We start from the raw sequence: 20,853 nt of genomic DNA on the forward strand, positions 1-20,853 counted from the left end.
GGGAACCCAATAAAAAACCGTCGCATGATACTGCTTTAAGAGCACATTGCAATGGTTGTTTTTCACGCAATCGTTAACCTGATTGGCTTACGCCACAACAGAGCGTAAAATAACGCCGTTTTTGTATGAATGAGACGACGATGAGCGACCTGTTTACTTCCCCCGACCATACTCTTGATGCCCAGGGACTGCGCTGCCCGGAACCGGTGATGATGGTGCGTAAAACCGTACGTGGCATGCAGGCCGGTGAAACACTGCTGATTGTCGCCGACGATCCGGCAACAACCCGCGATATTCCTGGCTTCTGTACCTTTATGGAGCATGAGCTGGTGGCTAAAGAGACCGACTCGCTGCCGTACCGCTATCTGCTGCGTAAAGGTCACTAGTTTTGTTTGCCGGATGGCGCTAACGCTTATCCGGCAAACAAAGAACGTGTAACCCGTAGGCCGGATAAGGCAACGCCGTCATCCGGCAAAAAACTATCCTTTACGTAACAACCGCAGCGCGTTAGCGGTCACCAGTACCGTTGCCCCTGTATCCGCCAGCACTGCCAGCCACAATCCGGTTATCCCGAGCAGCGTGGTGACGAGGAAAATCCCCTTCAGGCCCAACGCAATCGCAATGTTCTGGCGAATATTGGCGTGGGTGGCCCGCGCCAGTTGAATCATTTGTACCAGACCGCGCAGGCGGTTGTGGGTCAGGGCGGCATCAGCGGTCTCCAGCGCGACGTCGGTTCCGCTCCCCATGGCAATACCGATGGTGGCTGCTTTCATCGCCGGAGCGTCGTTGATGCCGTCGCCAACCATCGCCAGCGGCGACTGTTGGTTAAGATGGGAAACGGCCTGCACTTTATCTTCCGGCAATAGCCCCGCTTTGAATTCAAGGCCCAGTTCGCCGGCAATGGCGGCGGCCGCACGTGGGTTATCACCGGTCAGGATCACGCCTTTCACGCCAATCTGATCAAGCTCGGCGATAGCGCTGCGAGCGTCGTCGCGCAGCGTGTCCTGTAGGGCCAGCACGCCGAGTACAGTATCGTTACGCAGCACCAGCACCACCGTTTGGCCCGCGCTTTCCAGCTCGCTTATCTGCCCGGCAAAGGCATCAGCAGGCTGCTTACCGGCGGCGCAAATCAGCACGCGCTCGCCGTCGACCAGCGCTTCAATTCCAGAGCCAACCAGAGCCCGTTGCTCTCTTGCGACAGGAATAGTCAGTTCGCGTGTTTGTGCTTCCCGGACAATCGCTTGTGCCAGCGGGTGTGTCGCACCTTGCTCTACTGCTGCCGCCAGTGCCAGCAGTTCAGCCTCGCCAATACCGCTTGCCGGGTGAATCGCTGTGACGCGCGGTTTACCCACGGTCAGAGTACCCGTTTTATCAAACGCGACCTGCGTGACTCTTCCCAACTGTTCCAGCGCGGCCCCGCCTTTGATTAGCGCGCCACGACGCGCCGCGGCGGCAAGACCAGAGGTAATGGCTGCGGGGGTTGAAATTACCAGTGCACATGGGCAGCCAATCAGCAGCAGCGTCAGCCCTTTATAAATCCACTCCTGCCAGGATGCGGCAAACAGTAGCGGTGGTACAAGGGTAACCAGCAGCGCAACCGCCATAATGGCTGGGGTGTAAATCCGGCTGAAACGGTCAATAAAACGCTCAATGGGGGCGCGACGTTCATCCGCTTCTTCAATCAACTTCAAAATACGGTCAATGGCGCTGGCGCCCGGTTCGGAGAGCACTTCCAGCGTAACCAGACGATCCACGCTGGTGGCGCCTGCCGGGACTTTCTCGCCGGTGGCGCGTTCAACCGGGATCGATTCGCCGGTCAGGGCGCTTTCATCAAAACTGGCAAAGCCGGAGACCAGTTTGCCGTCGGCAGGTAAACGCCCACCCGCGGCCACTTCGATAACATCGCCAGGGCGGAGGCTATTAATAGCCACCTCTTCGCGCTCGCCGTTACGCAGGCGCGTGGCGGTTTCCGGTTTGAGCGCCATCAGCGCGCTAACCCCTTTACGGGCACGGCTGGCAGCCCATCCTTCCAGACGCTCGCCGATTAAAAACAGCAGCAGTACCATGGCGGCTTCCGCTGTCGCGCCGATAAACAGTGCGCCGATGGCGGCCACGCTCATTAATGTTTCAATGGCAAAGTAGCTGCCGGTTTTCATCAGACGCAGAGCCTGACGGGCAATGGGGTACAGACCGACCAGGGTGGTGGCGATAAACGCTATCTGACCGAAGGGATGATTGAACTGCTCCAGCCCCCAGCTAATCGCCATCATGATAATCAGCGAAATCAGTGGCAGATTTTCTTTAAACCGCGATTCGGGGGCTTCTTCTGGTGCCTGCTCATCACGCAGGGTATAGCCTGCTTTCTGCACCGCGTTTTCAACTTGCTGGCGGATATCGGAACCGGCGTCGACCACCAGTTTTTCGGTGGCAAACAGCACCTGGACCTGGTTGACGCCGCTGACCTGGCGGACCGCATTCTCTACTTTTCGGGCGCAGGCCGCGCAGTCCATGCCTGCCACTTTCCAGGAATAACGGGTACCTAGTACGGTATCGGATACGGGTGGCGTAGTGGAGCAAGTTCCTTCGCAGCAGCAGTCATCAGCCTTCTTTGGCGCAGGCGCTGGCTTGAAAGAAGAGAATTGTGGGGCTTTTTTGCCACTGGTATCAGGTGTCGACATGGCATCCTCCGGTTGATAATCATTTCGTATTAACCGGAGGATACACTCTGGAGTCGACTCCAGAGTCAAGCATTTTAAAGATACAACGAACGAACAATCAGGAAATGTCCGGCGAAGTAGCAGGCGGCGGCAATGGCATTATCGGCGCGGAAGCGGCGACGGTAATGGCTACCCAGCCAGACAATATTGCCGATGAACAGGAGCGATGCGCCCATAAATGCCGACAGCGCCGGAGCGGTCGGGCGGAAGAACCACAGTTCGCCAGCCATCCAGACCATCATCAGCGTGATGCCAATAAAGGTGCAGATAGCGACACGCAACTCTTCCAGGCGCGTCCAAATCACAGCAATCAGCAACGCACCTAACACCAGCAGCACCAGCGGTAAAGGCCAGAAGAACGACAGCGTCATTTGGCTGGCGAAGTAAATGGTATACAGCAGGTGTGACAGGAAGAATGCCCCCACTGCGTACAGCAGGCGTTGGCGCGGCAATAGCGTCAGCGCGTCGCCCAGCAGCGAAGCCAGCAAGCCGGCCAGTACCAGGTAACTGATAGCGTTAAACATTGGCGCCTGCCAGGCCAGCAGCGCCAGCAGGAGTAACGTCAGGGGTTTAAAGACCCAGCGTTGCCAGGCGGGCCCACGATAGGAAGCATCCACGAACAACCATGCGGAAAGGCAGACAGCGATAAACGACCAAAGCATCTTAGTTCCTTGAATTCGTTATTTTTTCGTAAGCGGGGTGCTCACGGCTCTACTGTCCAGTGTAGAGGTCGATACTGCCAGATGACAACACCATAACGGGCAATGTATGCTTATTTCCGCATTTTCTGATGGGTTAATAATATGAGCAAACCACCACTTTTTTTCATTGTTATCATTGTCTTAATCGTTGTCGCCGCGTCGTTTCGCTTTGTTCAGCAGCGACGTGAAAAAGCGGATAATGATGCCGCGCCGCTGGTGCAAAAGCAGGTGGTGGTGACGAATAAGCGGGAAAAGCCGCTAAACGACCGACGCTCCCGTCAACAGGAAGTGAGCCCAGCGGGCACCAGCATGCGCTATGAAGCCAGCTTCAAACCGCAAAGCGGCGGCCTGGAGCAGACGTTTCGTCTGGATGCTCAGCAGTACCATGCGCTAACGGTCGGGGATAAAGGCACGCTGAGCTACAAAGGTTCGCGTTTTGTTGATTTTACGGCTGAACGCTAAGGTTTCATTTGGCTGATGCCGGATGGCGGTTTACGCCTTATCCGGCCTCCTGGTTTTGTCGTCCCGGCTCGCTATGCGATACCAGGCAAAGTGAGCACCATTACTTCTTCAACTGGTCTTTAATCTTCTTCTGCCATACCAGCAGTTCAAATACGCCGAACAGAAAAATACGCACTTTCTCGCCGCTGGTCATTTGCGGGCCATCTTTCGGCATGGTTGATTTCAGCAGCGCCAACTGCATGCCGTGCATCAGCACCATAAACACCAGAGCCACATTTACGAAGATATTGAGCGGACGTGGGAAGGGTTGGAAAATATTCAGTAGTAAAAATGCCCAGACGCACAGCATCAGCAGGCGTCCCAGGTTAATCAACATCGTGTTCTCCTCGTGCTTCACGTTGGTACAGGCGATAGGCGACCTGTCCGGCAACTTTCTCACGGTATAGCGACCAGTTCACCGGAACCGGCGGCAAACCGTTTTCTACTTCGCTTTCAACGTAAATATACGCTTCATTTGCCAGCCAGCCATGAGTTTCCAGAAGTGTTAATGTTTCTTCCAGTAACCCTTTGCGAAACGGCGGATCCACAAATACCACGTTATGCGGCGTACCCGTCTGAGCCAAAAATGTCAGCGTATTGGTATTGACGACGCGGGCATGGGAGGCTTTCAGCGTGGCGAGATTCTTTTGTAGCTGCTGAGATACCGCGCGATCCATCTCCAGAAGCGTCGCATTTGCCGCATAGCGAGAGAGGGCTTCCAGCCCCAGCGCGCCGCTGCCGGCGAAGCAGTCCAGACAGTGAGCATCGACCATTACCGGGGCCAGCCAGTTAAACAACGTTTCGCGCACACGGTCGGTGGTCGGACGCAGGCCGGGGCTGTCCGGAACCGGGAGTTTACGGCCACGCCATTGTCCGCCAATAATGCGGAGCTGGCCGCTACCAGAGTGATTCGGTTTTTTCATTTCAATTATTGCTCAATCCGCTGCTGACGTGTCATTCCAGGCGGTGATGTGAGTTAAGTTAAGTGATAGACTATTTCATCATTTTTTTAGCTGCTATGTACATAGCGTTGACGCTGTGCCATGAAGCAACAGCGGGGGAGTGTAGTCGCAAATGGCGAAAGAGAAAAAACGTGGCTTTTTTTCCTGGCTGGGCTTTGGTCAAAAAGAGCAGGCACCGGAAAACGAGACAGAAGTAAAAAACGAAGAACAACAACCGGTTGCTGAAGAAACTACCGTCGTTGACGAACAGCCGCACGTCGAGGAAACCCGTAGCGAGGCGGAAACGCAAGCCTTTGCTGCTGAAGTCGTTGAAGTCACTGAACAGGTTGCGGAAATTGAGAAACTGCAGCCGGAAGAAGAACCTGTTGCCGAACAAGCGCAGCCGGAAATTGAGCCGGTTGTTGAACCCGTTGCTGAAACTGTAATGGAAACGCCAGCAGCGGTAGTTATCGAACGCGAAGAATTACCGCTGCCGGAAGAGGTGAAAGCCGAAGACGTTTCTGCCGAAGAGTGGCAGGCCGAAGCGGAAACCGTAGAAATCGTTGAGGCGGTTGAAGAAGAAGCCGAAAACGAACCGCAACTGACCGACGAAGAGCTGGAAGCGCAGGCGCTGGCCGCTGAGGCCGCTGAAGAAGCCGTCATAGTGGAGCCGCCAGAAGAACCTGCTGTAGAAGAATCGGCAGAAGAAGAGGTGGTTCAGGAGCAGGAAAAACCAACCAAAGAAGGTTTCTTTGCGCGCCTGAAGCGTAGCCTGCTGAAAACAAAAGAAAACCTCGGTTCCGGATTTATCAGTCTGTTCCGTGGTAAAAAGATCGACGATGATCTGTTTGAAGAGCTGGAAGAGCAGCTGCTGATCGCCGATGTGGGCGTAGAAACAACCCGCAAGATCATTGCAAATCTGACAGAAGGCGCCAGCCGCAAGCAGCTCAAAGATGCAGAAGCGTTGTACGGCCTGCTGAAAGATGAGATGGGTGAGATTCTGGCGAAGGTTGACGAACCACTGAATGTTGAGGGTAAGACGCCATTTGTTATCTTAATGGTTGGCGTTAACGGCGTGGGTAAAACCACCACTATCGGTAAGCTGGCGCGTCAGTTTGAGCAGCAGGGTAAATCGGTGATGCTGGCGGCGGGCGATACTTTCCGTGCGGCGGCGGTAGAACAGCTGCAGGTCTGGGGTCAGCGTAATAATATCCCGGTGATTGCTCAGCATACCGGCGCAGATTCTGCGTCCGTTATCTTTGACGCCATCCAGGCGGCGAAAGCGCGTAACGTAGACGTGCTGATCGCTGATACCGCAGGGCGTTTGCAGAACAAATCGCACCTGATGGAAGAATTGAAAAAAATCGTTCGCGTCATGAAGAAGCTGGACGAAGATGCGCCGCATGAAGTTATGCTGACTATCGACGCCAGCACCGGGCAGAATGCGATAAGCCAGGCCAAACTGTTCCATGAAGCGGTGGGCTTAACCGGTATCACTCTGACCAAGCTGGATGGTACGGCGAAGGGCGGGGTCATTTTCTCGGTTGCCGATCAGTTTGGCATCCCTATCCGCTATATCGGTGTGGGCGAACGTATCGAGGATTTACGTCCGTTTAAAGCGGGCGATTTTATAGAGGCACTTTTTGCCCGAGAGGATTAACAATGATTCGCTTTGAACATGTCAGCAAGGCCTATCTCGGTGGGAGACAAGCGCTGCAGGGAGTCACATTCCATATGCAGCCTGGCGAGATGGCGTTTCTGACCGGCCACTCCGGCGCGGGTAAAAGTACCCTGCTGAAGCTGATCTGTGGAATTGAACGGCCCAGTGCCGGGAAGATCTACTTTAGCGGGCACGACATCAGCCGTTTGAAAAACCGTGAAGTGCCGTTTCTGCGTCGCCAGATCGGCATGATTTTTCAGGATCACCACCTGTTGATGGACAGAACCGTCTTCGACAACGTGGCAATCCCACTGATCATTGCGGGTGCCAGCGGGGACGATATTCGTCGTCGCGTGTCAGCGGCGCTGGATAAGGTCGGGCTGTTGGACAAAGCGAAGAACTTCCCGATTCAACTCTCCGGCGGTGAACAGCAGCGTGTGGGCATCGCCCGCGCGGTGGTGAACAAGCCTGCGGTACTGCTGGCGGATGAACCGACGGGGAACCTGGATGACGCGCTGTCAGAAGGGATCCTGCGTCTGTTCGAAGAGTTTAATCGCGTCGGGGTAACGGTATTAATGGCGACGCACGATATTGGGCTGATCTCCCGTCGTTCTTATCGCCAGCTTGTCCTGAGTGACGGACACCTGCATGGAGGCCTGGCGCATGAATAGGCGTGACGCTATCAATCAAATCAAACAGTTCGGTGGACGACTGGATCGCTTTCGTAAATCGGGCGGCGCGCCGGGTGATGGCGGTCGCAACGCGCCAAAACGTGCGAAAGCGTCGCCAAAACCGAACTCGCGTAAAACCAACGTCTTTAACGAGCAGGTACGTTATGCGTTTCAGGGGGCGTTACAGGACCTGAAAAGTAAACCGTTGGCGACATTTCTGACGGTGATGGTTATCGCTATCTCACTGACGTTGCCAAGTGTTTGTTACATGGTCTACAAGAACGTGAACCAGGCGGCAAGCCAGTATTACCCGTCCCCGCAGATCACCGTATATCTGCAAAAAACGCTGGATGATGATGCGGCGGCACGTGTGGTGGGGCAGTTACAGGCCGAACAGGGCGTGGAGAAAGTGAATTACCTCTCCCGTGACGATGCGCTGGGCGAATTCCGTAACTGGTCTGGCTTTGGCGGCGCGCTGGATATGCTGGAAGAGAACCCGCTGCCCGCCGTGGCGGTGGTGATCCCGAAACTGGATTTCCAGGGTACGGAGTCGCTAAACACGCTGCATGACCGTATTGCACAAATCAACGGTATCGATGAAGTACGCATGGATGACAGCTGGTTTGCACGACTGGCGGCGTTAACGGGCCTGGTCGGACGCGTTTCCGCGATGATTGGCGTGTTGATGGTGGCGGCGGTCTTCCTCGTCATCGGTAACAGCGTGCGTCTGAGTATTTTTGCGCGTCGCGATACCATTAACGTACAGAAACTGATTGGTGCGACGGATGGATTTATCCTGCGTCCGTTCCTTTACGGCGGCGCGCTGCTGGGTTTTTCCGGCGCATTTCTTTCACTGATTTTGTCAGAAATTTTGGTGATGCGACTGTCATCAGCGGTGACTGAAGTGGCACAGGTTTTCGGAACGAAGTTTGATATCAACGGCTTATCATTTGATGAGTGCTTGCTACTCCTGCTGGTATGCTCAATGATTGGCTGGGTGGCAGCCTGGCTTGCCACGGTTCAACATTTACGCCACTTTACCCCCGATTAAAAAATCTCTGGTATAATCTTTCCCTGCACTGAGTAGTTCGCTCTGCAGGGAAAGAGCCCTGTTTTCTCTTCCCGGCGCATTCATCGTGATGTCACATTTTGTGCGTAATTTATACACATTACGACATGGAACTTGTGGATAAAATCACTGTCTGATAAAAGATTGAATGATATTCTCGTTGCTCATAAGCTCTGGCATGGTTGTTGCTATTGGTTTTTACCAACGCCAGATGACAAAGATTGAGAGGATTTGAATGACCAAAGAAATGCAAAATTTAGCTTTAGCCCCTGTTGGTAACCTGGAGTCTTACATCCGGGCTGCGAACGCGTGGCCGATGTTGTCGGCTGACGAGGAGCGGGCGCTGGCTGAAAAGCTGCATTACCAGGGCGATCTGGAAGCAGCTAAAACGCTGATCCTGTCTCACCTGCGCTTTGTTGTTCATGTTGCTCGTAACTACGCGGGCTATGGCCTGCCGCAGGCGGATCTGATTCAGGAAGGTAATATCGGCCTGATGAAAGCCGTGCGCCGTTTCAACCCGGAAGTGGGTGTGCGCCTGGTTTCCTTCGCCGTGCATTGGATCAAAGCCGAGATCCACGAATACGTTCTGCGTAACTGGCGTATCGTGAAAGTCGCGACCACTAAAGCGCAGCGTAAGCTGTTCTTTAACCTGCGCAAAACCAAGCAGCGTCTGGGCTGGTTTAACCAGGACGAAGTTGAAATGGTTGCTCGCGAGCTGGGTGTTTCCAGCAAAGACGTGCGCGAAATGGAATCCCGTATGGCGGCACAAGACATGACGTTTGACATGTCTTCAGACGATGAGTCTGACAGCCAGCCGATGGCCCCGGTGCTGTATCTGCAGGATAAATCTTCTAACTTTGCCGACGGCATTGAAGAAGACAACTGGGAAGATCAGGCCGCGAACAAACTGACCCACGCAATGGAAGGTCTGGACGAGCGTAGCCAGGACATCATTCGTGCCCGCTGGCTGGACGAAGACAACAAGTCGACGTTGCAGGAACTGGCCGATCGCTACGGCGTTTCCGCTGAACGTGTTCGTCAGCTTGAAAAGAACGCCATGAAAAAACTGCGTGCGGCGATCGAAGCGTAAACTTTCTGCCAAACTGAAAATGCTGATAAACCCTGGATGAAAATCCGGGGTTTTTTGTTTTTATCTCTCCTGCTCTCTCCTGACGTTCTATGCTTTTTGTCATCAAGTTGTTATCTGCATGTCAAATTTAGCTATTCCAAAATAATAAAAATCGGGTATGTTTTAGCAGAGTATGCTGCTAAAGCACGGGTGGCTATCCAATAATCGAAATAAAGTGCTGAACAACAACATCACAACACACGTAATAACCACAATAATGGGGATTGTCAGGATGAATATGAAGGGTAAAGCGTTATTGGCAGGATGTATCGCCCTGTCTTTGAGCAATATGGCGTTTGCTAAGGATATTAAAGTTGCTGTCGTCGGCGCGATGTCCGGTCCGGTAGCGCAGTATGGCGATCAGGAATTTACTGGCGCAGAGCAGGCGATTGCAGATATCAATGCCAAAGGCGGCGTGAAAGGCGACAAACTGGTCATGGTGAAATATGACGATGCCTGTGACCCGAAACAAGCGGTAGCGGTTGCTAACAAAGTGGTCAACGACGGGATTAAATACGTTATCGGCCACCTGTGTTCTTCCTCCACTCAGCCTGCGTCAGATATCTATGAAGACGAAGGCATTCTGATGATTACCCCAGCGGCAACGGCGCCAGAGCTGACCGCACGCGGCTATAACCTGGTGTTACGTACCACTGGTCTGGATTCCGATCAGGGCCCAACGGCCGCCAAATATATCGTTGAAAAAGTGAAGCCGAAGCGCATTGCGATCGTGCATGACAAACAGCAGTACGGTGAAGGCCTGGCGCGTTCCGTGCAGGACAACCTCAAGAAAGCTAACGCTGACGTGGTGTTCTTTGACGGGATCACCGCCGGTGAGAAAGATTTCTCTACGCTGGTGGCGCGTTTGAAGAAAGAGAACATCGATTTCGTTTACTACGGCGGTTACCATCCGGAAATGGGGCAGATTCTGCGCCAGTCTCGTGCCGCGGGTCTGAAAACTCAGTTTATGGGACCTGAAGGGGTAGCGAACGTGTCGCTGTCTAACATCGCGGGTGAGTCTGCAGAAGGCTTACTGGTAACGAAACCGAAGAACTACGATCAGGTTCCGGCAAACAAACCGATTGTGGATGCGATCAAAGCCAAGAAACAGGATCCGAGCGGTGCATTCGTATGGACCACCTACGCCGCGCTGCAATCCTTGCAGGCTGGTCTGAACCAGTCTGACGACCCGGCTGAAATTGCCAAATACCTGAAAGCAAACTCAGTGGAAACCGTAATGGGGCCTCTGTCATGGGATGCGAAGGGCGACCTGAAAGGCTTCGAATTTGGCGTGTTTGACTGGCATGCCAACGGGACGGCGACAGACGCCAAGTAATTTTCCCGGCGCCTTTTGCGCAGCAGGTGCGTTGGCTGTGTTATTCAACCCCGGTCACTTACTTATGTAAGCTCCCGGGGATTTCATAACTTGCCGCCTTCCTGCAACACAAAATTCTTGGGAAAATGCGAGTAATACAACTGGCTGGGGACTGTTTTTTAGCGCTTCTCCCAGCCATTTTCCTGGGCCGTAAACCCTAACGCCTGCATAAACGCGGCCATCACGCTGCGGTCTTCAACGCCGACGTCGGCCATCCACCATGAACTCACGTCAGGGTTTTCCCGGATCACTTCTTCGATCAAATACTGGCCCACACCACGACGACGGGTGATATCGCGTACACGTAAGGAATCCAGTGCACCTTGCGTACCGCTCAGGGTGACACGTACTGCGCCAAGCAGGCGCTCGTTAAAGCGCGCGGCGTAGATCCGGTGCGTTTCATCTACGCTTAACGATGAGGGGGAATATTCCGGCCAGATTTTGCCCAGATCAATCTGGTCCTGGTCGCTAAAGTTATCTAAACGAACGATGGTCAGCTTCATTAACAGCATGTCCAAATCACAAAAGATGGAATCAGTGTACCGAAATAATTCGTCCGGATGCTTTCTCTTTTTTATGTGAATAACCAGATTAATAATTTTGTAACAACAGTAATGACAGTTTGAAACCGTAGAGATTGAAAAACAGGCAGGATAATACCCTGGAATGCAGCATTTTATTCGGCTCTTTGTACCGTTATTTTATGCTGACAAACGTGCTTTTTTTTGTTTATCTATAGTGAAAAGCAGAATATTATCTTTTCTTAATCGACTGAAAAATAGAGATTTTAGCCTGATTTTGCTTAAATGACTGCGCTAAACCATTAATGAGACTGGTAAAAATAGTGCAGTTCAAAAAAAGCACAGACTGCTTTTTAACCACATAAATACAAAATATTAATTACGTCACGAATGGGGATTCAGGTAATGAAACGGAATGCGAAAACAATCATCGCAGGGGTGATAGCACTGGCAATGTCGCACGCTGTCATGGCGGAGGATATCAAGGTCGCTGTTGTTGGCGCGATGTCAGGTCCGGTCGCGCAGTGGGGCGATATGGAATTTAATGGCGCACGTCAGGCGATTAAAGATATCAATGCCAAAGGTGGGATCAAAGGCGACAAGCTGGTCGCCGTGGAATATGACGATGCCTGCGATCCGAAACAGGCTGTTGCGGTAGCGAACAAAATCGTCAACGACGGCATTCAGTACGTAATTGGCCACCTTTGTTCTTCATCGACTCAACCGGCATCAGATATTTACGAAGACGAAGGCATTCTGATGATTTCTCCGGGAGCGACTAACCCGGAGCTGACGCAGCGTGGTTACGCTCACATCATGCGTACCGCGGGTCTGGACTCCTCTCAGGGGCCGACTGCCGCGAAATACATCCTGGAGAAGGTGAAGCCGCAGCGTATCGCCATCATTCATGACAAACAGCAGTACGGTGAAGGCCTGGCGCGTTCGGTGCAGGACAGCCTGAAAGCAGGTAAAGCCAACATCGTTTTCTTTGACGGTATCACCGCCGGGGAAAAAGATTTCTCTGCGCTGATCGCTCGCCTGAAAAAAGAAAATATCGACTTTGTTTATTACGGCGGCTACTACCCGGAAATGGGGCAAATGCTGCGCCAGGCACGTTCCGTCGGGCTGAAAACCCAGTTTATGGGACCAGAGGGCGTCGGCAATGCGTCGCTGTCTAACATTGCCGGTGATGCCGCTGAAGGCATGCTGGTGACCATGCCAAAACGCTATGACCAGGATCCGGCGAATAAAGCTATCGTCGATGCGCTCAAAGCTGACAAGAAAGATCCAACTGGACCGTACGTGTGGATCACTTATGCAGCCGTCCAGTCATTGGCGACAGCAATGGATCGTAGCGGTAGCAAAGAACCGCTGGACCTGGTGAAAGATCTGAAAGCACACGGGGCTGATACCGTGATTGGGCCGCTGAAATGGGACGAAAAAGGCGATTTGAAGGGATTTGAGTTTGGTGTCTTCCAGTGGCATGCGGACGGTTCATCGACCGTCGCGAAGTAATACCTGAAGACGAGTTATCCCACCGCCCGTGTAAAACGGGCGGGTTAAGAAAGGTTACCTTATGTCCGAGCAGTTCCTCTATTTCTTGCAGCAGATGTTTAACGGCGTCACGCTGGGAAGCACCTACGCGCTGATCGCCATTGGCTACACGATGGTGTACGGCATTATCGGCATGATCAACTTCGCCCACGGCGAGGTGTATATGATCGGCAGTTATGTCTCCTTTATGATCATCGCCGCGCTAATGATGATGGGCATTGATTCCAGTTGGCTACTGGTCGCGGCGGGCTTCGTCGGCGCGATTGTGATTGCCAGCGCCTACGGCTGGAGCATTGAACGCGTGGCGTATCGACCCGTGCGCAGCTCTAAGCGCCTGATCGCGCTGATTTCCGCTATCGGGATGTCTATCTTCCTGCAAAACTACGTCAGCCTGACGGAAGGTTCGCGCGATGTGGCACTGCCCAGCCTGTTTAATGGCCAGTGGACCGTTGGCAGTAGCGAAAACTTCTCTGCTTCCATCACCACCATGCAGCTGGTTATCTGGATTGTAACCTTCCTGGCGATGCTGGCGCTGACGCTGTTTATCCGTTATTCCCGTATGGGGCGCGCCTGTCGTGCCTGCGCGGAAGACCTGAAAATGGCCAGCCTGCTCGGCATCAACACCGATCGCGTGATTGCGCTGACTTTTGTGATTGGCGCGGCAATGGCGGCGGTCGCAGGCGTGCTGCTCGGTCAGTTCTATGGCGTAATTAATCCCTACATCGGCTTTATGGCCGGGATGAAGGCGTTTACCGCCGCGGTGCTTGGTGGCATCGGTAGCATCCCCGGGGCGATGATCGGCGGCCTGATTCTGGGCGTCGCGGAAGCGCTTTCCTCTGCTTATCTGAGTACTGAATACAAAGACGTGGTGTCGTTCGCGCTGCTGATTCTGGTGCTGCTGGTGATGCCGACCGGTATTCTGGGTCGCCCGGAGGTAGAGAAAGTATGAAACCGATGCATTTTGCAATGGCGCTGCTCTCTGCCGCCATGTTCTTCGTCCTGGCGGGCGTCTTTATGGGCGTTCAGTTAGAGTTGGACGGTACCAAGCTGGTGGTCGATACCGCCTCGGATATTCGCTGGCAGTGGGTGTTTATTGGTACTGGCGTGGTCTTCCTCTTCCAGTTGCTGCGTCCCGTTTTCCAGAAGAGCCTGAAGAGCGTCTCCGGGCCGAAGTTTATTCTGCCGGCGATTGACGGCTCCACCGTTAAACAGAAGCTGTTCCTGGTGGCGCTGTTGGTCATTGCTGTCGCATGGCCATTTATGGTGTCGCGCGGCACGGTGGATATCGCCACGCTGACGATGATTTATATCATCCTTGGCCTCGGCTTAAACGTGGTGGTGGGGCTTTCCGGCCTGCTGGTGCTGGGCTACGGCGGCTTCTACGCCATTGGCGCCTATACCTTCGCGCTGCTGAACCACTATTACGGCCTCGGCTTCTGGACCTGTTTGCCGCTGGCGGGACTGGTATCGGCGGCGGCAGGATTCCTGCTTGGCTTCCCGGTTCTGCGTCTGCGCGGCGACTACCTGGCAATAGTGACCTTAGGCTTTGGCGAAATCGTGCGTATCCTGTTGCTCAATAATACTGAAGTCACCGGTGGCCCGAACGGTATCAGCCAGATCCCGAAACCGACCTTTTTCGGTCTGGAGTTTAGCCGTACCGCCCGTGAAGGAGGCTGGGATACCTTCAGCAACTTCTTTAACGTCAAGTACGATCCCTCTGACCGCGTCATTTTCCTCTACCTGGTGGCGCTGCTGCTGGTGGTCTTCTCGCTGTTTGTCATCAACCGCCTGTTGCGTATGCCGCTGGGCCGTGCATGGGAAGCGTTGCGTGAAGATGAAATCGCCTGCCGTTCACTGGGCTTAAACCCTACGCGCATCAAGCTGACCGCCTTTACCATCAGCGCCGCGTTCGCCGGTTTTGCCGGTACGTTGTTTGCCGCGCGCCAGGGCTTTGTCAGCCCGGAATCCTTCACCTTTGCCGAGTCGGCCTTTGTGCTGGCGATTGTGGTACTGGGCGGAATGGGCTCACAGTTTGCGGTGATCCTGGCGGCCATCCTGCTGGTGGTGTCACGCGAGCTGATGCGTGATTTCAATGAATACAGCATGTTAATGCTGGGTGGTTTAATGGTACTGATGATGATCTGGCGTCCGCAGGGCTTGCTGCCGATGACCCGTCCACAGTTGAAGCTGAAAAACGGGGAAGCAAAAGGAGAGCAGGCATGAGTCAGCCATTATTATCGGTTAGCGGCCTGATGATGCGTTTTGGCGGCCTGCTGGCAGTCAACAATGTGTCTCTGGATTTGCATAAAAAAGAGATAGTCTCCCTGATTGGCCCGAACGGCGCGGGGAAAACCACGGTCTTCAACTGCCTGACCGGGTTCTATAAGCCGACCGGAGGGACGATTAAGCTGCGCGACCAGCACCTTGAAGGGCTGCCGGGCCAGCAAATTGCGCGTATGGGCGTGGTGCGTACCTTCCAGCACGTGCGTCTGTTTCGCGAAATGACGGTGATTGAAAATCTGCTGGTGGCGCAGCATCAGCAACTGAAAGCTGGGGTTTTCTCCGGGCTGCTAAAAACCCCTGCTTTTCGCCGCGCGCAGGATGAAGCGCTGGAGCGCGCCGCCACCTGGCTTGATCGTATCGGCCTGCTGCAGCATGCTAACCGGCAGGCGAGCAACCTGGCCTATGGCGACCAGCGCCGTCTTGAGATTATCCGTTGCATGGTCACTCAGCCGGAAATTCTGATGCTCGATGAACCTGCTGCGGGTCTTAACCCGAAAGAAACCAAAGAGCTGGATGAGCTGATTGCTGAGCTGCGCGATCATCACGACACCACCATCCTGCTCATTGAGCACGACATGAAGCTGGTGATGGGCATTTCAGACCGTATTTACGTGGTGAACCAGGGGACGCCGCTGGCGAACGGGACACCGGAGCAGATTCGTAACAACCCGGACGTGATCCGCGCCTATTTAGGCGAAGCATAATGGTGGTGAGGCATAAGATGGAAAAAGTCATGTTGTCTTTTGACAACGTCAACGCCCACTACGGCAAGATCCAGGCTCTGCACGATGTCAGCTTGTATATCAACCAGGGTGAAATCGTGACGCTTATCGGTGCCAACGGTGCGGGGAAAACCACGCTGCTCGGGACGCTGTGCGGCGATCCTCGGGCAACAAGTGGGCGTATTGTCTTTGATGGTAAAGATATTACCGACTGGCAGACGGCAAAAATCATGCGTGAAGCGGTGGCGATTGTCCCGGAAGGGCGTCGCGTGTTTTCCCGTATGACGGTGGAAGAGAACCTGGCGATGGGTGGTTTCTTTGCCGAGAAAGGCCAGTTTCAGGAACGTATCAAGTGGGTGTATGACCTGTTTCCTCGCCTGCATGAGCGCCGTATTCAACGTGCGGGAACGATGTCCGGCGGCGAACAGCAGATGCTGGCGATAGGCCGTGCGCTGATGAGCCAGCCGAGGCTGCTACTGCTTGATGAACCGTCGCTGGGTCTGGCGCCGATTATCATCCAGCAGATCTTTAACACCATTGAGCAACTGCGCGAGCAGGGGATGACGATTTTCCTCGTCGAACAAAACGCCAACCAGGCACTGAAACTCGCCGACCGTGGGTACGTGCTGGAAAACGGCCACGTGGTGCTGGAAGATACCGGTGATGCATTGCTGGCTAACGAAGCGGTGCGTAGCGCTTATTTGGGCGGTTAACAGTTATCTAAATAGACAAGGGGCTCATCAGGCCCCTTTTTTATTGCGCTATGTTATTATTGATAATGATTATCAATAATAAAAATGAACATGGAGAAAGGATGACACGTTCAGGTGCCTGTATGGCTATTGGAAGTCTACTATTGGCCGGCTCATTCAGTGCGCAGGCAGTGAAAGAGCAAACTTTCGATCCGCGCGATCCTGCAATCTGGCAAGAAAAGCCGGTCAACCCGTCAGCACAATCCAATTCACCCTGCGAGGTATTCAGCAGTTCTGTGTGTCCGGGCTGGGAAGATGAAAAATCGGATATCCAGCGTGACCGTGAGCGGCGGGAACAGCAGCGTTTACAGAACGAATATGAACGCCGCTGGCGAAGAGAGTAAGACTGGAAAGGCAATCATTCATACCTGCAAGGATTGCGAGTTCTGTCCCAGCATTTGTGCACTATATTCTGTATAATCAATAGCTTGATTTATATTTTATATCAATGGTAATTGCATGAATGATTCACCGCATCAAACTAATGTGCAGCCCATGCCCGCAATTGATGGCGTCACGGTTTCCTTTAATGGGCTGAACTATCTGCGTCCAGAACTCCTGCTGGATTTTGTCAGTATTAGTCCATCACCATTGCTCGCCGTAACGCCTGTAGCGCTGCTGTATTCCTCTGTGGGCGTGCTTCAGCAAGTCGATTTGCGCAAGCTGCCGGTGGAAGTCTGTGGGCGCGTGGTTTATCCCATCTCTTCGCTGAAGCTTCCTGCATTACGGGGAAAACTCATCATCAACGCCCAGTCACGGCGACTCAAGTTTCTGGAAAGCCTGGTGGCGATATCTCCGGAAGATAACATTCATGGTATGCAGATCCTGGGTCTGGCGCTGGAATTCACGTTTGCACAGCCTGCCTGATCTTACCAGGGTGACAAAACCTTCTTTATTCACCGGGTAAAGCATACCGCTACCCGGCTTTGTTGTGCACCACTCCGCATTTTCCTGTCACTACGCTTTCACCGCCTTGCCATCTGTTTGTCGCCTTACTATCTTTTTTTTGTAATAAAAAAGTTATTTTTCTGTCATTCGAGCATGTCATGTTACCCCCGCGAGCATAAAACGCGTGATATCGCGCATCCGGCACAACAAGAGAGATAACCGATGATATCGTTACGACATACAGCTTTAGGACTGGCACTTAGCCTGGCGTTTGCAGGTCAGGCACTGGCGGTCACCACCATCCCATTCTGGCACTCAATGGAAGGCGAACTGGGTAAAGAAGTTGATTCTCTGGCGCAACGTTTTAATGCCGCCAATCCCGACTACAAAATTGTTCCGCAGTACAAAGGCAACTACGAGCAGAGCCTGAGTGCAGGAATTGCCGCTTTCCGTACCGGAAACGCGCCCGCGCTGCTACAGGTTTATGAAGTGGGTACAGCAACGATGATGGCTTCGAAAGCCATTAAACCGGTCTATGAAGTATTCAAAGAGGCTGGTATTAACTTCGATGAGTCTCAGTTCGTACCGACGGTATCCGGTTATTACACCGACTCTAAAAGCGGACATTTGCTTTCTCAACCGTTTAACAGCTCCACTCCGGTGCTGTACTACAACAAAGATGCCTTTAAAAAAGCTGGTTTAGACCCTGAGCAGCCGCCGAAAACCTGGCAGGACCTGGCGGAGTACACCGCGAAGCTGAAAGCGGCAGGCATGAAGTGCGGTTACGCCAGCGGCTGGCAGGGATGGATTCAGATTGAAAACTTCAGCGCCTGGAACGGTCTGCCGGTAGCAACCAAAAACAACGGTTTTGACGGTACTGACGCAGTGCTGGAGTTCAATAAACCGGAACAGGTAAAACATATCGCTCTGCTGGAAGAGCTGAACAAAAAAGGCGATTTCAGCTACTTCGGGCGTAAGGACGAATCCACTGAGAAGTTCTATAACGGGGATTGCGCCATTACCACCGCGTCTTCCGGTTCTCTGGCTGACATCCGCCATTACGCGAAATTCAACTATGGCGTCGGGATGATGCCGTACGATGCCGATGTGAAGGGCGCGCCGCAGAACGCCATTATCGGTGGAGCCAGCCTGTGGGTGATGCAGGGTAAAGACAAACCCACCTACGAAGGCGTGGCGAAGTTCCTCAACTTCCTGGCGAAGCCTGAAATTGCTGCCGAATGGCACCAGAAGACTGGCTATCTGCCGATCACCACCGCGGCCTACGATTTGACCCGTGAGCAGGGCTTCTATGAGAAGAATCCGGGGGCGGATATCGCTACGCGTCAAATGCTCAACAAGCCGCCGTTGCCGTACACCAAAGGGCTGCGTCTGGGCAACATGCCGCAGATCCGCACCATCGTGGATGAAGAGCTGGAAAGCGTCTGGACCGGGAAGAAAACCCCGCAGCAGGCGCTGGATGCCGCCGTTGAGCGTGGCAATCAGTTACTGCGTCGCTTTGAGCAATCGACCAAATCGTAATGTGAAATGCCGGGTGACGGCTGCGCCTTACCCGGCCTACAAATGCGCGTAGGCCGGATAAGCGTAGCGCCATCCGGCGCTGTTCAGGAATCAAACTTCCATGTCTTCATCCCGTCCGGTGTTCCGTTCGCGCTGGCTTCCCTATTTACTGGTGGCTCCGCAGCTGGTTATCACCGTTATTTTCTTTATCTGGCCTGCCGGTGAAGCGCTGTGGTACTCGCTACAATCCGTTGATCCGTTTGGTCTTTCCAGCCAGTTTGTCGGACTGGAAAACTTTGTCGCGCTGTTTCATGACCCGTACTACCTCGACTCATTCTGGACCACCATTAAGTTCAGTACGTTAGTCACGGTAAGCGGTCTGCTGGTGTCGTTATTTTTTGCGGCGTTGGTGAATTACGTGGTGCGCGGCAGCCGTTTTTACCAAACGCTGATGCTGTTGCCTTACGCCGTTGCGCCCGCCGTTGCTGCCGTATTGTGGATCTTCCTGTTTAACCCCGGGCGCGGGTTGATTACCCATTTTCTCGGTGAGTTTGGCTATGACTGGAACCATGCGCAAAACAGCGGTCAGGCAATGTTCCTGGTGGTGTTTGCGTCGGTCTGGAAGCAGATTAGTTACAACTTCCTGTTCTTCTTTGCCGCACTGCAGTCTATTCCTCGCTCGCTGATCGAAGCCGCCGCGATTGACGGTGCGGGGCCGGTTCGCCGCTTCTTTAAACTGGCGCTGCCGCTCATTGCCCCGGTGAGCTTCTTCCTGCTGGTGGTGAATCTGGTGTATGCCTTCTTTGACACCTTCCCGGTGATTGATGCTGCCACTGCAGGCGGGCCGGTACAGGCGACCACGACGCTGATTTATAAGATCTATCGCGAAGGTTTTGTCGGGCTGGATCTGGCTTCTTCCGCTGCACAATCGGTGGTGCTGATGTTCCTGGTCATTATTTTGACGGTGGTGCAGTTCCGCTATGTGGAAAGTAAGGTGCGTTACCAATGATTGAGAACCGTCGTGGGCTGACAATATTCAGCCATGCCATGTTGATTATGGGGATCATGGTGATCCTGTTTCCGTTGTACGTCGCGTTTGTCGCGGCGACGCTGGACAACAAAGCGGTGTTTGAGACGCCGATGACACTGGTTCCCGGCTCGCAACTGCTGGAAAACATGAAATACATCTGGGTCAACGGCGTGGGCGTCAACAGCGCGCCGTTCTGGCTGATGATGCTCAACAGTTTCATCATGGCGTTCAGCATTACGGTAGGGAAAATTACCGTCTCTATGCTCTCCGCATTCGCCATCGTCTGGTTTCGCTTTCCGCTGCGCAACCTGTTCTTCTGGATGATTTTTATCACCCTGATGCTACCGGTTGAGGTGCGTATTTTCCCGACGGTAGAAGTGATCGCCAATCTGAAGATGCTCGACAGCTATGCGGGTCTGACACTGCCGTTGATGGCATCTGCGACAGCGACTTTCCTGTTCCGTCAGTTCTTTATGACCCTGCCGGATGAACTGGTTGAGGCGGCGCGTATTGACGGCGCGTCACCAATGCGTTTTTTCCGCGATATCGTACTACCGTTGTCAAAAACCAATCTGGCGGCGCTGTTCGTTATTACCTTTATCTACGGCTGGAACCAGTATTTGTGGCCGTTGTTAATTATTACCGACGTCAATTTGGGCACTGCGGTGGCGGGTATCAAAGGCATGATTGCCACCGGTGAAGGCACAACGCAGTGGAACCAGGTAATGGCAGCCATGCTGCTGACGCTCATCCCTCCGGTAATCATCGTGTTAGCCATGCAGCGTGCCTTCGTACGTGGCCTGGTCGATAGTGAGAAATAA

Annotated in this window: 22 protein-coding genes; 17 read left to right on the forward strand and 5 right to left on the reverse strand. The window is 53.5% G+C overall.

Annotated features, from left to right (window positions below; all coding sequences use genetic code 11):
* The first annotated feature begins 140 nt into the window (after positions 1-140).
* On the forward strand, positions 141-386 hold the full coding sequence (tusA, locus tag G8S19_RS01285) for a sulfurtransferase TusA (RefSeq protein WP_003023404.1): 246 nt from the start codon (positions 141-143) through the stop codon (positions 384-386).
* Between the two features lie 93 nt (positions 387-479).
* Here the strand turns inward: tusA and zntA are convergent, their stop codons facing one another.
* On the reverse strand, positions 480-2,678 hold the full coding sequence (zntA, locus tag G8S19_RS01290; RefSeq protein ID WP_124021971.1) for a Zn(II)/Cd(II)/Pb(II) translocating P-type ATPase ZntA: 2,199 nt from the start codon (positions 2,676-2,678) through the stop codon (positions 480-482).
* Positions 2,679-2,752: 74 nt separating this feature from the next.
* On the reverse strand, positions 2,753-3,379 hold the full coding sequence (locus G8S19_RS01295; protein ID WP_124021970.1) for a lysoplasmalogenase: 627 nt from the start codon (positions 3,377-3,379) through the stop codon (positions 2,753-2,755).
* A 141-nt stretch (positions 3,380-3,520) separates the two neighbouring features.
* Here G8S19_RS01295 and G8S19_RS01300 point away from each other — a divergent pair, with 141 nt between their 5' ends.
* The gene (locus G8S19_RS01300) at positions 3,521-3,880 is read left to right on the forward strand and encodes a DUF2500 domain-containing protein (RefSeq protein ID WP_048213589.1); all 360 of its coding nucleotides are present in this window, start codon (positions 3,521-3,523) and stop codon (positions 3,878-3,880) included.
* Positions 3,881-3,980: 100 nt separating this feature from the next.
* On the opposite strand, the gene G8S19_RS01305 is transcribed toward G8S19_RS01300, so the two are convergent.
* Together G8S19_RS01305 and rsmD are read right to left on the reverse strand one after the other, a co-directional pair.
* Positions 3,981-4,256 (reverse strand): DUF1145 family protein, encoded by a 276-nt coding sequence (locus G8S19_RS01305; RefSeq protein WP_048213588.1) that lies wholly within the window; start codon positions 4,254-4,256, stop codon positions 3,981-3,983.
* Positions 4,246-4,842: a 16S rRNA (guanine(966)-N(2))-methyltransferase gene (gene rsmD / locus G8S19_RS01310; protein ID WP_253685971.1), complete on the reverse strand. Its 597-nt coding sequence runs from the start codon at positions 4,840-4,842 to the stop codon at positions 4,246-4,248. The genes G8S19_RS01305 and rsmD overlap by 11 nt, the downstream gene beginning before the upstream one ends.
* Before the next feature lie 151 nt (positions 4,843-4,993).
* Between rsmD and ftsY the strand changes: the two genes are divergently transcribed.
* The 5 genes from ftsY to livJ all read left to right on the forward strand — a co-directional run bounded on the left by ftsY (position 4,994) and on the right by livJ (position 10,725).
* Positions 4,994-6,520: a signal recognition particle-docking protein FtsY gene (gene ftsY, locus G8S19_RS01315; RefSeq protein ID WP_124021968.1), complete on the forward strand. Its 1,527-nt coding sequence runs from the start codon at positions 4,994-4,996 to the stop codon at positions 6,518-6,520.
* A 2-nt stretch (positions 6,521-6,522) separates the two neighbouring features.
* Complete coding sequence (ftsE, locus tag G8S19_RS01320) at positions 6,523-7,191, forward strand: cell division ATP-binding protein FtsE (RefSeq protein WP_006687468.1); 669 nt, start codon at positions 6,523-6,525, stop codon at positions 7,189-7,191.
* Complete coding sequence (ftsX, locus tag G8S19_RS01325) at positions 7,184-8,242, forward strand: permease-like cell division protein FtsX (RefSeq protein ID WP_253685973.1); 1,059 nt, start codon at positions 7,184-7,186, stop codon at positions 8,240-8,242. The genes ftsE and ftsX overlap by 8 nt, the downstream gene beginning before the upstream one ends.
* Positions 8,243-8,495: 253 nt before the next feature.
* Entirely contained in the window at positions 8,496-9,350 is an 855-nt protein-coding gene (gene rpoH / locus G8S19_RS01330; RefSeq protein WP_003023425.1) for an RNA polymerase sigma factor RpoH, read from the forward strand.
* A 271-nt stretch (positions 9,351-9,621) separates the two neighbouring features.
* Positions 9,622-10,725 carry a branched chain amino acid ABC transporter substrate-binding protein LivJ gene (gene livJ, locus G8S19_RS01335; protein WP_140168316.1) on the forward strand — a complete coding sequence of 368 codons (1,104 nt, stop codon included), beginning with the start codon at positions 9,622-9,624 and terminating at the stop codon, positions 10,723-10,725.
* A 158-nt stretch (positions 10,726-10,883) separates the two neighbouring features.
* On the opposite strand, the gene panM is transcribed toward livJ, so the two are convergent.
* Positions 10,884-11,267, reverse strand: coding sequence for an aspartate 1-decarboxylase autocleavage activator PanM (panM, locus tag G8S19_RS01340; RefSeq protein ID WP_124021978.1), 384 nt, complete (start codon positions 11,265-11,267; stop codon positions 10,884-10,886).
* Between the two features lie 423 nt (positions 11,268-11,690).
* Here panM and livK point away from each other — a divergent pair, with 423 nt between their 5' ends.
* From livK to ugpE, 10 genes are all read left to right on the forward strand, one after another.
* Complete coding sequence (gene livK, locus G8S19_RS01345; protein ID WP_061068756.1) at positions 11,691-12,800, forward strand: high-affinity branched-chain amino acid ABC transporter substrate-binding protein LivK; 1,110 nt, start codon at positions 11,691-11,693, stop codon at positions 12,798-12,800.
* A 61-nt stretch (positions 12,801-12,861) separates the two neighbouring features.
* Positions 12,862-13,788, forward strand: a complete 927-nt coding sequence (gene livH / locus G8S19_RS01350) for a high-affinity branched-chain amino acid ABC transporter permease LivH (RefSeq protein ID WP_003023435.1) — start codon at positions 12,862-12,864, stop codon at positions 13,786-13,788.
* On the forward strand, positions 13,785-15,062 hold the full coding sequence (gene livM / locus G8S19_RS01355; RefSeq protein ID WP_253685975.1) for a branched chain amino acid ABC transporter permease LivM: 1,278 nt from the start codon (positions 13,785-13,787) through the stop codon (positions 15,060-15,062). Before livH ends, livM begins: the two co-directional genes overlap by 4 nt.
* On the forward strand, positions 15,059-15,826 hold the full coding sequence (gene livG / locus G8S19_RS01360) for a high-affinity branched-chain amino acid ABC transporter ATP-binding protein LivG (protein WP_061068754.1): 768 nt from the start codon (positions 15,059-15,061) through the stop codon (positions 15,824-15,826). The genes livM and livG overlap by 4 nt, the downstream gene beginning before the upstream one ends.
* Before the next feature lie 17 nt (positions 15,827-15,843).
* Positions 15,844-16,557, forward strand: coding sequence for a high-affinity branched-chain amino acid ABC transporter ATP-binding protein LivF (livF, locus tag G8S19_RS01365; protein WP_086523486.1), 714 nt, complete (start codon positions 15,844-15,846; stop codon positions 16,555-16,557).
* A 101-nt stretch (positions 16,558-16,658) separates the two neighbouring features.
* Entirely contained in the window at positions 16,659-16,940 is a 282-nt protein-coding gene (locus G8S19_RS01370; RefSeq protein WP_061068753.1) for a hypothetical protein, read from the forward strand.
* A gap of 115 nt (positions 16,941-17,055) precedes the next feature.
* Entirely contained in the window at positions 17,056-17,463 is a 408-nt protein-coding gene (locus G8S19_RS01375) for a hypothetical protein (RefSeq protein ID WP_048213579.1), read from the forward strand.
* A 243-nt stretch (positions 17,464-17,706) separates the two neighbouring features.
* Positions 17,707-19,023, forward strand: coding sequence for a sn-glycerol-3-phosphate ABC transporter substrate-binding protein UgpB (gene ugpB / locus G8S19_RS01380; protein ID WP_016151119.1), 1,317 nt, complete (start codon positions 17,707-17,709; stop codon positions 19,021-19,023).
* Positions 19,024-19,123: 100 nt separating this feature from the next.
* On the forward strand, positions 19,124-20,011 hold the full coding sequence (gene ugpA / locus G8S19_RS01385; protein ID WP_003837841.1) for a sn-glycerol-3-phosphate ABC transporter permease UgpA: 888 nt from the start codon (positions 19,124-19,126) through the stop codon (positions 20,009-20,011).
* Positions 20,008-20,853, forward strand: coding sequence for a sn-glycerol-3-phosphate ABC transporter permease UgpE (gene ugpE, locus G8S19_RS01390; RefSeq protein ID WP_003837843.1), 846 nt, complete (start codon positions 20,008-20,010; stop codon positions 20,851-20,853). The genes ugpA and ugpE overlap by 4 nt, the downstream gene beginning before the upstream one ends.

Source organism: Citrobacter sp. SX206, assembly GCF_024181025.1.
GTDB lineage: Bacteria > Pseudomonadota > Gammaproteobacteria > Enterobacterales > Enterobacteriaceae > Citrobacter > Citrobacter youngae.

What these genes read in the sequence shown, in the direction of transcription:
- ftsY (WP_124021968.1), top strand. Translation starts at nt 4,994, where the DNA reads ATGGCGAAAGAGAAAAAACGTGGCTTTTTTTCCTGGCTGGGCTTTGGT.
- livG (WP_061068754.1), top strand. Translation starts at nt 15,059, where the DNA reads ATGAGTCAGCCATTATTATCGGTTAGCGGCCTGATGATGCGTTTTGGC.
- livH (WP_003023435.1), top strand. Translation starts at nt 12,862, where the DNA reads ATGTCCGAGCAGTTCCTCTATTTCTTGCAGCAGATGTTTAACGGCGTC.
- G8S19_RS01300 (WP_048213589.1), top strand. Translation starts at nt 3,521, where the DNA reads ATGAGCAAACCACCACTTTTTTTCATTGTTATCATTGTCTTAATCGTT.
- G8S19_RS01375 (WP_048213579.1), top strand. Translation starts at nt 17,056, where the DNA reads ATGAATGATTCACCGCATCAAACTAATGTGCAGCCCATGCCCGCAATT.
- tusA (WP_003023404.1), top strand. Translation starts at nt 141, where the DNA reads ATGAGCGACCTGTTTACTTCCCCCGACCATACTCTTGATGCCCAGGGA.
- ugpB (WP_016151119.1), top strand. Translation starts at nt 17,707, where the DNA reads ATGATATCGTTACGACATACAGCTTTAGGACTGGCACTTAGCCTGGCG.
- ftsE (WP_006687468.1), top strand. Translation starts at nt 6,523, where the DNA reads ATGATTCGCTTTGAACATGTCAGCAAGGCCTATCTCGGTGGGAGACAA.
- rpoH (WP_003023425.1), top strand. Translation starts at nt 8,496, where the DNA reads ATGACCAAAGAAATGCAAAATTTAGCTTTAGCCCCTGTTGGTAACCTG.
- livM (WP_253685975.1), top strand. Translation starts at nt 13,785, where the DNA reads ATGAAACCGATGCATTTTGCAATGGCGCTGCTCTCTGCCGCCATGTTC.
- livJ (WP_140168316.1), top strand. Translation starts at nt 9,622, where the DNA reads ATGAATATGAAGGGTAAAGCGTTATTGGCAGGATGTATCGCCCTGTCT.
- zntA (WP_124021971.1), bottom strand. Translation starts at nt 2,678, where the DNA reads ATGTCGACACCTGATACCAGTGGCAAAAAAGCCCCACAATTCTCTTCT.
- ftsX (WP_253685973.1), top strand. Translation starts at nt 7,184, where the DNA reads ATGAATAGGCGTGACGCTATCAATCAAATCAAACAGTTCGGTGGACGA.
- rsmD (WP_253685971.1), bottom strand. Translation starts at nt 4,842, where the DNA reads ATGAAAAAACCGAATCACTCTGGTAGCGGCCAGCTCCGCATTATTGGC.
- panM (WP_124021978.1), bottom strand. Translation starts at nt 11,267, where the DNA reads ATGAAGCTGACCATCGTTCGTTTAGATAACTTTAGCGACCAGGACCAG.
- ugpA (WP_003837841.1), top strand. Translation starts at nt 19,124, where the DNA reads ATGTCTTCATCCCGTCCGGTGTTCCGTTCGCGCTGGCTTCCCTATTTA.
- G8S19_RS01305 (WP_048213588.1), bottom strand. Translation starts at nt 4,256, where the DNA reads ATGTTGATTAACCTGGGACGCCTGCTGATGCTGTGCGTCTGGGCATTT.
- livF (WP_086523486.1), top strand. Translation starts at nt 15,844, where the DNA reads ATGGAAAAAGTCATGTTGTCTTTTGACAACGTCAACGCCCACTACGGC.
- ugpE (WP_003837843.1), top strand. Translation starts at nt 20,008, where the DNA reads ATGATTGAGAACCGTCGTGGGCTGACAATATTCAGCCATGCCATGTTG.
- livK (WP_061068756.1), top strand. Translation starts at nt 11,691, where the DNA reads ATGAAACGGAATGCGAAAACAATCATCGCAGGGGTGATAGCACTGGCA.
- G8S19_RS01370 (WP_061068753.1), top strand. Translation starts at nt 16,659, where the DNA reads ATGACACGTTCAGGTGCCTGTATGGCTATTGGAAGTCTACTATTGGCC.
- G8S19_RS01295 (WP_124021970.1), bottom strand. Translation starts at nt 3,379, where the DNA reads ATGCTTTGGTCGTTTATCGCTGTCTGCCTTTCCGCATGGTTGTTCGTG.